Source organism: Streptomyces sp. NPDC092296, from assembly GCF_044755465.1.
Classification (GTDB): Bacteria; Actinomycetota; Actinomycetes; order Streptomycetales; family Streptomycetaceae; genus Peterkaempfera.
This window is the reverse complement of sequence record NZ_JBIVRB010000003.1, coordinates 468,798-477,615: the sequence shown is the minus strand read 5'-3', so window position 1 is coordinate 477,615 and position 8,818 is coordinate 468,798. Positions and strand designations below refer to the sequence as shown.

At 70.5% G+C, this 8,818-nt stretch carries 6 protein-coding genes; 2 read left to right on the top strand and 4 right to left on the bottom strand.

Annotation, left to right across the window (positions count from 1 at the left end; all coding sequences use genetic code 11):
* Positions 1-54 precede the first annotated feature (54 nt).
* From ACIQGZ_RS12515 to ACIQGZ_RS12500, 4 genes are all read right to left on the bottom strand, one after another.
* Entirely contained in the window at positions 55-1,161 is a 1,107-nt protein-coding gene (locus tag ACIQGZ_RS12515) for an ABC transporter ATP-binding protein (protein WP_402601288.1), read from the bottom strand.
* Positions 1,158-2,180, bottom strand: a complete 1,023-nt coding sequence (locus ACIQGZ_RS12510) for an ABC transporter permease (RefSeq protein ID WP_402601287.1) — start codon at positions 2,178-2,180, stop codon at positions 1,158-1,160. The genes ACIQGZ_RS12515 and ACIQGZ_RS12510 overlap by 4 nt, the downstream gene beginning before the upstream one ends.
* Positions 2,177-3,160 carry an ABC transporter permease gene (locus ACIQGZ_RS12505; RefSeq protein ID WP_402601286.1) on the bottom strand — a complete coding sequence of 328 codons (984 nt, stop codon included), beginning with the start codon at positions 3,158-3,160 and terminating at the stop codon, positions 2,177-2,179. The genes ACIQGZ_RS12510 and ACIQGZ_RS12505 overlap by 4 nt, the downstream gene beginning before the upstream one ends.
* 76 nt (positions 3,161-3,236) lie before the next feature.
* The gene (locus ACIQGZ_RS12500) at positions 3,237-4,922 is read right to left on the bottom strand and encodes an ABC transporter substrate-binding protein (RefSeq protein WP_402601285.1); all 1,686 of its coding nucleotides are present in this window, start codon (positions 4,920-4,922) and stop codon (positions 3,237-3,239) included.
* A 469-nt stretch (positions 4,923-5,391) separates the two neighbouring features.
* On the opposite strand from ACIQGZ_RS12500, the gene ACIQGZ_RS12495 reads away from it, so the two are divergent.
* Positions 5,392-6,483, top strand: a complete 1,092-nt coding sequence (locus tag ACIQGZ_RS12495) for a LacI family DNA-binding transcriptional regulator (protein WP_402601284.1) — start codon at positions 5,392-5,394, stop codon at positions 6,481-6,483.
* Between the two features lie 346 nt (positions 6,484-6,829).
* Positions 6,830-8,758, top strand: coding sequence for a cellulase family glycosylhydrolase (locus ACIQGZ_RS12490; protein WP_402601283.1), 1,929 nt, complete (start codon positions 6,830-6,832; stop codon positions 8,756-8,758).
* Positions 8,759-8,818: the final 60 nt, after the last annotated feature.

Here is an 8,818-nt window from a genome sequence, read left to right as displayed (position 1 = left end):
TCGTCCCCCGGGGGATCGCAGCTTCGACGGTGAGGTCACGGACTTCGAGAGCGGTCACGGCTGCCGTCCTTCGGCGGAGGGGGTGCCCTCGTCCTGGCCGGGCTGGTCCGGCGGGCGGTGGGCGGGGTCGTTCAGGTGGCAGGCGGCGGTCCACGGGCCGATCTCGCGGCCGAGTTCGAGCAGCCGGGGCGTCTCGGTACGGCAGGGCGCGAAGGCGTGCTCGCAGCGGTCGACGAAGGCGCAGCCGACCAGGTCGTTGCGCAGGTCGGGCGGCGAGCCGGGGATGCCGCGCAGTTCCCGCCGCTCGCCGGTCAGGTCCGGGAAGGACCGCAGCAGGCCCTGGGTGTACGGGTGGGCGGCGGCGGTGGCCAGTTGCTCGGCCGGGGCGTATTCGATGACCTCGCCCGCGTACATCACGGCCAGCCGGTCGCTGATCTCCAGCAGCAGGCCCAGGTCGTGGGTGATGAAGATGACGCTGAAGCCGAGTTCCTCGCGCAGCCGCTCGACCTCGTCCAGGATCTCCCGCTGCACCACCACGTCCAGCGCGGTGGTGGGTTCGTCCATGATGACGATGTCGGGCTCCAGGGCGAGGGCCATCGCGATGACCACGCGCTGCCGCATGCCGCCGGAGAGTTCGTGCGGGTAGCCGTGCACCCGGTCGGCGTCGATGCCGACCATCTCCAGCAGGGCGCGGGTGCGCTTGTCCCGCTCGCCGCGCTCCATCTCGGGGCGGTGCGCCCGGAAGATGTCGTCGAACTGGCGGCCGATGCTGGTGACCGGGTTGAGGGCGTTCATGGCGCTCTGGAAGACCATGGACAGGCTGCTCCAGCGGAAGGTCCGCAGCCCCTCGTCGTCCAGGGTGAGCAGGTCGACCTCTTGGCCGTCGCGGCCCCGGAAGCCGAGGCTGCCCCGGGTCATCCGGGCGGGCGCCTTGAGCATCCGGGTGACGGCGTACGCGAGGGTGGACTTGCCGCAGCCGCTCTCCCCGGCGATGCCCAGCACCTCGCCGCGCCGCAGCTCGAAGCTGACGCCGCGTACGGCGCGGGTGGGCCGTTCGCCGTCGTACTCGACGTGGATGTCCTCGGCGCGCAGTACCAGGTCGCGGTCGGAATCGGCGGCGGGCTCGGCGGGTGCGGCCGGGCCGGTGGCGGGCGCGGTCATCGGGTCGCCTCCTGGGCCTGGGCGGGCTGGCCGGCCTGCCCCTTGCGGTCGGGCTGCCCCTTGCGGCCGGCGCGGCTCTTGCGGCCGGGCCGGTAGACCCGCAGCTTGGGGTCGAGTACCTCGTCGAGGCCGAAGCTGATCAGCGACATGGCGGCGCCGAAGACGGCGATGCACAGGCCCGGCGGGACGAACCACCACCAGGCGCCGCTGGAGAGCGCCTCCGCGTTCTGGGCGAAGTAGAGCATGTTGCCCCAGGTCAGGTCGGAGGGGTTCTGCAACCCGAGGAAGGCCAGGCCCGCCTGGGTGAGGATGGCGAAGATCACCGCGAAGATGAACTGCGAGACGATAATCGCGGCCTCGTTGGGCAGGATCTCCACCAGGACGATCCGCCAGCGCTTCTCGCCGTACAGCCGGGCGGCGAGCACATAGTCGCGGGTGCGCAGCGACAGGGTCTGGGCGCGCAGCACCCGGGCGGAGGCCGCCCAGCTGGTGATGGCGATGACGCCGATGGTGGCGGAGAGGCTGCCGCCCTTGGTGTACGAGGAGATGACGATCACCAGCGGCAGGCCGGGGATCACCAGGAAGACATTGCTGATCAGCGAGAGCAGTTCGTCGGACCAGCCGCCGAGGAAGCCGCCGCCGATGCCGATCACGATGGAGATGACGGTGGCGAGCAGGGCCGCGGCGGCGCCGATCAGCAGCGAGGTGCGGGTGGAGACCAGCAGCTGGTCGAAGACGTCCTGGCCGGTCTGGGTGGTGCCCAGCCAGTGGCTGGCGGACGGTGGCAGCGACAGGTCGAGGCTGAAGTTGTTGGCGTCGGTGACGAAGGTCGGGCCGACGATGGCGACCAGGATGAAGACGCCGATCAGGGCGCAGCCGATGCTCAGGCGCCGCGAGCGGCGCACGGTGCGCCAGACGGCGCCCAGTCGGGCGGCCGGGCCGCCGCTGGGAGCGGCCGGCGTGGGGGTGGGCGGCGCGGCGGCGGGCGGCGGGGCGGAGGTGGTGTCAGCGGTGGTCATCGGGCCAGCCTCGTTCGGGGGTCGACGAAGCCGTACAGCACGTCCACCAGGAAGTTGGCGGACAGCACGGCGAAGGTGATGACGAGGAAGATGGCCTGCATCAGCGGGTAGTCGTTGTTGCTGACGGCCTGGAGCATCTGGTAGCCGATGCCCTGGTAGGAGAAGACCATCTCCATCACCAGGGAGCCGCTGATCACGAAGCCCAGCGAGATGGCGAAGCCGGCGACCGACGGCAGCACCGCGTTGCGGGCGGCGTAGCCGATCATCACGGTGCGCGAGCGCAGGCCCTTGGCCTCGGCGGCGGAGACGTAGTCCTCGGAGAGGGTGGAGACCATCATGTTGCGCATGCCGAGCATCCAGCCGCCCACCGAGCTGATCACGATGGTGATGGCGGGCAGGATCGCGTGCTTCAGGGCGGAGTCGACGAACTCGCCGTTCCAGCCGATCAGCAGGCCCGGGTCATAGCTGAACTGGTCGGGGAAGACCGGCCAGACCTGGGTGAACAGGTAGATCAGCAGCAGCGCCACCCAGAAGTAGGGGACGGCGGCCAGGAAGGTGGTGGAGGGCACCAGGGAGTCCAGCCAGGTGCCGCGCTTCCAGCCGGCCAGGGTGCCCAGGCTGATGCCGATCAGCACGCTGATGACGGTGGCGGTACCGACCAGGATCAGGGTCCAGAGCACTGAGGAGCGCAGGATGCTGACGACCGGGGTGGGGAAGTAGGTGACCGAGAGGCCGAACCTCAGCTGCGCGATGGAGGTCAGGTAGTCCCAGTACTGGGCGAGGATGTTGCCGTGGCCGAGGCCCAGCATCTTCTCCAGCGCTTGCTTCTCCCCCGGTGGCACCGGGCCCAGCTGCGACTGGCGGGCCAGGATCAGCGAGACCGGGTCGCCCGGGATCAGCCTGGGCAGTGCGAAGTTAAGGGTCACCGCGATCCAGGCGGCGACCACGTAGAACCCGAGTTTTCTCAGTATGTACCGCATGCCATGGTGCTCCTTGCCCTGGGTCGGCGGCCGGAAGCCGCCGGGCGGGACAGGGCCCGCCCGGCGGCGCAGGGACTTACTTCTTGTTGGCGCCCACGGGCTCCACCCGGGCCGCGACCCAACCGCTGTCCGGGGCCAGCCAGATCGCCGAACCGGCGTACGGGTTCTTCGCCGTCGGGTAGCCGGTGATGTGGTTACCGTTGAACTCCGCCTCGTTCTGGGCGTTGAACAGCGGGATCAGCGGCATGTCCTTCACGAACGCCTGCTCGATCGTGTAGAAGTGCGGCTTCTGCTTCTCCAGGTCCGGGGTGCTGGCGATGGCGTCGAGCGCCGCGTCCACCTCGGGGTTGCTGTAGCCGCCGTAGTTGCCGATCGTGCTGCTCTGGCCGTCCTTGGGGCCGATCCGGCTGTCCAGCAGCTGGTCGTAGTACGCGTACGGCACCGGGGTGTAGCCGTAGTTGCTCAGCAGCAGCTGGAACTTGCCGGCCGACTGGTCGGACGCCCACTGCGCGTACGCCGAGTTCTGGATCTCCAGGTCGATGCCGACCTTGGCCAGCTGCTGCTTGGCCATCTGGGCGACGCTGGTGTAGTCGGTCCAGCCGGCCACCGACTCCAGGGTGAGGGACAGCTTCTTGCCGTCCTTGGCGTACATGCCGCCGGAGCCCTTGGTGTAGCCGGACGCGGTGAGGTAGGAGTCGACCTTGTCCTGGCCGGTCTCGAACGTGGCGTCCTTGAGCGTCGGGTCGAGCACCGACTCGTAGTTCGGCAGCAGCAGCGCCATCGGGTTGGTGGGGCCGGCCTGGCCGTTGTAGACGGTCTTGCTCATGAAGTCGCGGTCCAGCGCGGCGCTGATGGCCTTGCGGACGTTGACGTCGGCGGTCGGGCCGCTCTTCAGGTTGGGCACGAAGTAGGCGGTGGCCAGCGGGATGTTGACCAGCTCGAACTTCGGGTCCTTGGCCAGGTAGTTCTTCTCGATGTCCGGGATGAAGCCGCCGGCCCAGTCGATCTTGCCCGAGGTGGTCGCCGCGTTGGCACCGTTGTTCCCCGAGTAGGAGAGGTAGCGCATGGTCTTGATCTTCGGCAGGCCCTTGAAGTAGTAGTCGGCGCGGGCCGTGAGGTCCATCGACATGCCGGCCACCTGCTTGACCGTCCAGGCGCCGGTGCCCACCGGGTTCTTGTTGAGGACGGTCTTCTTCTGGGCGTCGGGGATGGCCGACCAGACGTGCTCGGGGAGCATGTCGGCCTTGCCCAGGATGAAGTACTCCTTGGTGTAGGCCGACTGGGCGAACTTCAGGACCACCGTGTCCTTGCCCTCGGCGGTGACCGTGTCGAGCGCCAGCGCGTAGCTGTCGAAGTCCTTCTTCTTCTGCAGCTCGAAGGTGAAGGCGACGTCCTTGTTGGTGAACGGCTTGCCGTCGTTCCAGGTGGCGTCGGTGCGGATCTTGATCGTGAGCGTCTTGCCCTCGTCCGACCAGGTGTAGGACTTGCCGAGCCACGGCTGCACATCGCCGCTCTTGGCGGCGTTGAAGAGGAACAGCGGCTCGTAGATCATGCCGTGGGTGGCCTGGAGCGCGTTCGGTGAGAACGGGTTGAAGTTCTCGACGAAGTTGCCGGTGGAGCCGGTGGAGACGGTGAGCACGCCGGTCGCAGCCGGGCTGTTGTCCTTGCCGCCGCTGCTGCTGCACGCGGCGGTGGAGACGGCGAGGGCCAGCACGGCACCTGCGGCGAGGAAGCGCCGGCGAGCCGGTCTCTTGACGTTCATCGGTTCCCCTTGATCGGTGGGCGGTGGGGCGGATGGGGCGGGCCGTCGGGGCACGGCGCGGTCGGCACCGGTTACGGTGCGTGACAACGTTGTCCGGGGCCGACGGGACCGAAAGGGTCAGACAGGGGCAGATCTGTGCAGTCGCACGGGTGGCACACGATCGGTCGGTGGGGTCCGCACACCACCGCTCACGAACAGGCGGCCGTCACACCCGGCCGTCCATCGAACGTCCGGGGAAGAGCGTTGCACCGCAGCTCGGGGCCTGCGCCTGCTGCAAGTGCGTCGTGGCCGAAAAATTAGAGTGCGCGTAACGCCGTGTCAATGCCTTGCGAACAATTCCTCGCCAGCGGGTACGCCCCTCACCTACACTGCCGCGCAGCCCCACAGCTGAACCGGTTTTGTCGACCCGCCGGAAATCCCAGGTCGCAGCGCGCCCGACTCCCCCTCCGGCGCCTCCCGAGGAGCCCATGTGAAGCGTCCGACCATGGCGGACATCGCCCGCCGCGCAGGAGTGACCAAAGCCGCCGTCTCCTTCGCGCTCAACGGCAGACCCGGGGTCTCCGAGTCGACCAGGCGCCGAATCCTCGCCATCGCCGACGAGCTGGGCTGGCAGCCCAACAGCGCGGCCAGGGCGCTGTCCGACGGCCGGGCCGGCGCCTTCGGCCTGGTCATCGACCGGCCGGCCCGCACCCTCGGCCTGGAGCCGTTCTTCATGCAGCTGATCTCCGGCATCCAGGCGGAGCTGTCCGCCGACGGCACCCCGCTGCTGCTCACCGTGGCCGAGGACCAGCAGGCCGAGATCGACACCTACAGGACCTGGTCCGGCCAGCGCCGGGTGGACGGCGTGTTCCTGGTGGACATGCAGGTCGAGGACGCCCGGGTGGCGGTGCTGGAAGCGCTGGGGATGCCCACGGTGGTGATCGGCGCCCCCATCGGGACCGGTCGGCTGCCCTCGGTGTGGAGCGACGACTCCGCCGCCGCCCACACCGCGCTCCAGCATCTGGCGGCGCTCGGCCACCGCCGGGTCGCCCGGGTCTGCGGGCCCGCCCATCTGCGGCACACCGAGATCCGCTCGGCCGCCATCGACCGACTCGCCCCGGCGCTCGGCATGGAGTGCACCACCGTGGCCACCGACTACAGCGCCGACGAGGGCGCCGCAGCCGCCCGAACCCTGCTGACCAGGCACGATCCCCCCACCGCCATCCTGTTCGACAGCGATCTGACGGCGGTCTCCGGCCTGACCGCCGCCCAGTCGCTGGGACTGCGGGTGCCCGAGGACGTGTCGATCCTCGGCTGGGGCGACTCCGCGCTGTGCGAGCTGGTGAACCCCCCGCTCACCGCGCTCAGCCGGGACATCGCCGCGCATGGCGGCCATGCCGCCCGGCTGCTGCGGCTGGCCGCCACCGGCGCCCGGGTGGCCGACTTCCAGGACGAGGCGTCGCGGCTGGTGCCGCGCGGCTCCACCGGCCCGGCCGCCGCCGGGGCGCCCGCCGCCCGGCCCGTCCGGCCCGCGTCGCCCGCCGCGCCGGAGCCGGTGCGGGCCCGGCCCGCAGCCGACTGAGCAACTCGCCGCCAAGTCGTTGCCGAGTCGTGATGTAAACCGGTTTACGCATCCGCTGGGAATTCACGCGGAAGGGTTGACACTAAACCGGTCCAGTGCTTGCATCGTCCTGCTGCCTGCGGGGCCGCCCGTCCGCAACGGGCCCGTACGGAATTGCCCATGCCCGCTGCCCGCTCCCGGGCCTGCGGGACACACCGTCACCGCCCCACCGCACTCCCGACACCGGCCCCGCCCCGCCCGAGCCGCACCCCGCGCGCCCGTCCCGCCCCGCCCTCCAGGCACGCCCGTGACCGCGCGCTGCGGCCTGGCGCCCTCCACCGCCCGCACCCGAAGGGGACCCCTGCCCATGCTGCGCAACTCCGCCCGGCTGACCGCCACCGGAACCCCGGTCACCTGGCTCGGCGCCAACTACTGGTCCCGCACCGGCGGCCCGCTGATGTGGCGCTCCTACGACCCGCAGGTCATCGAGGAGGAACTGGTCGCTCTGCGTGACCACGGTCTGAATGTGACCCGGTCGTTCTACTACTGGCCGGACTTCATGCCCACCCCGTACAGCGTGGACGAGGAGAAGTGCGCGCACTTCGCCGACTTCCTCGACCGCCACCAGGCGCTCGGCATGACCACCATCCCCACCTTCATCGTCGGCCACATGTCCGGTGAGAACTGGGACCCCTCCTGGCGGGGTGGCCGCGACCTCTACTCGGACGTCTGGATGGTGGCCCGCCAGGCGTGGTTCGCCGGTGAGATGGTCCGCCGGTTCAAGGACCACCCGGCGGTGTCCGGCTGGCTGGTCTCCAATGAGATGCCGATCTACGGCGACGCCACCCGGGACCGGGACTCGGTCTCCTCCTGGGCGCAGATCATCGTGGACGCGGTGCACGCCGCCGGCGGCACCCAGCCGGTCTCGCTCGGCGACGGCGCCTGGGGCATGGAGAACACCGGCCACGAGAACGGCTTCTCGGTGAAGTACTGCGCCGAGATCTGCGACTTCCTCGGCCCGCACGTCTACCGCATGGAGGACGACCCGGTCCGCCAGCACCACGCCGCCGCCTGGGTCTGCGAGCTCACCGGCACCTTCGGCCGCCCGGTGGTGCTGGAGGAGTTCGGCGTCACCTCCGACTTCGTCTCCGGCCCCAACGCCGGCCACTACTACCGCCAGGTGCTGCACAACAGCCTGCTGGCCGGCGCCACCGGCTGGATCGCCTGGAACAACACCGACTACGACGACCTGCTGCACCAGCCGCCGTATCTGCACCACGCCTTCGAGATGCACTTCGGCCTCACCGACCGGCACGGGCGGGCCAAGCCGCAGCTGCTGGAGCTGAAGGACTTCGCCGCCGTCCTGGAGCAGGTCGACTTCGGCCACACCCGCCGCGCCGACAGCGACACCGCCGTGGTGGTCTCCTCCTACCTGGACACCGCCTACCCCTTCACCCGCGAGGAGGACCGCAGCCATGTCTACGCCTCGGCCCGCCAGGCGTGGGTGGCGGGCAGGCTGGCCGACCTCGCCCCCGCGGTGACCCGGGAGAGCGACGGGCTCACCGAGGACGCCAGGCTCTACCTGGTGCCGTCCGCCAAGCAGCTGCTCTCCCCCACCTGGTTCGCGCTGGAGGACCGCGCCCGGGTCGGCGCCACGGTGTACGTCTCCTACTGCCCCGGCTACCACGACGAGCAGCGCGGCCCGTGGTACTCCCACCTGGACGAGATGTTCGGCGTGCGGCACCAGCTGGAGTATGGCCTGGTCAACCCGATCGAGGACGACGAGGTCACCTTCACCTTCAACCGCTCCTTCGGCAACCTCCCCGAGGGCGCCCAGCTGACCTTCCGTACGGCGGGCACCGCCAGCAGCCGGGTCTTCCTGCCGGTCGTCCCGGACGGCGCCGAGGTGCTCGCGGTCGACGCGCACGGGCGGCCGGCGCTGCTGCTGCGCCGGGTCGGTGAGGGCAGCGTGGTCTTCTCCACCTACCCGATCGAGCACATGGCCGCGGTGACGCCCCGGGTCAACCCCGAGTCGACCAGCACCCTGTACGACGCGCTGGGCGCGCACGCCGGGGTGCGGCGGCCGGTCGCGGTCGCGGACCCCCGGGTCAGCGTGGACCGGCTGGAGCACGAGGACGGCCGCACCTTCGTCTGGCTGGTCAGCCAGGCGCGCGAGGAGCTGACCGTCAAGCCGTCCGTCGCCTCCGGCGCCCTGTACGAACTGGACGGGACCCCGGCCGACGCGGTCACCCTGCCCGTGTACGGTGTGCGCGTGCTGGAGCTGCGCACGGCCTGACCCGGCCGCCGGGCGGCCCGCCACGGCAGGCCGCCCGGCGCCGCTCCTCTCCACCCAGCC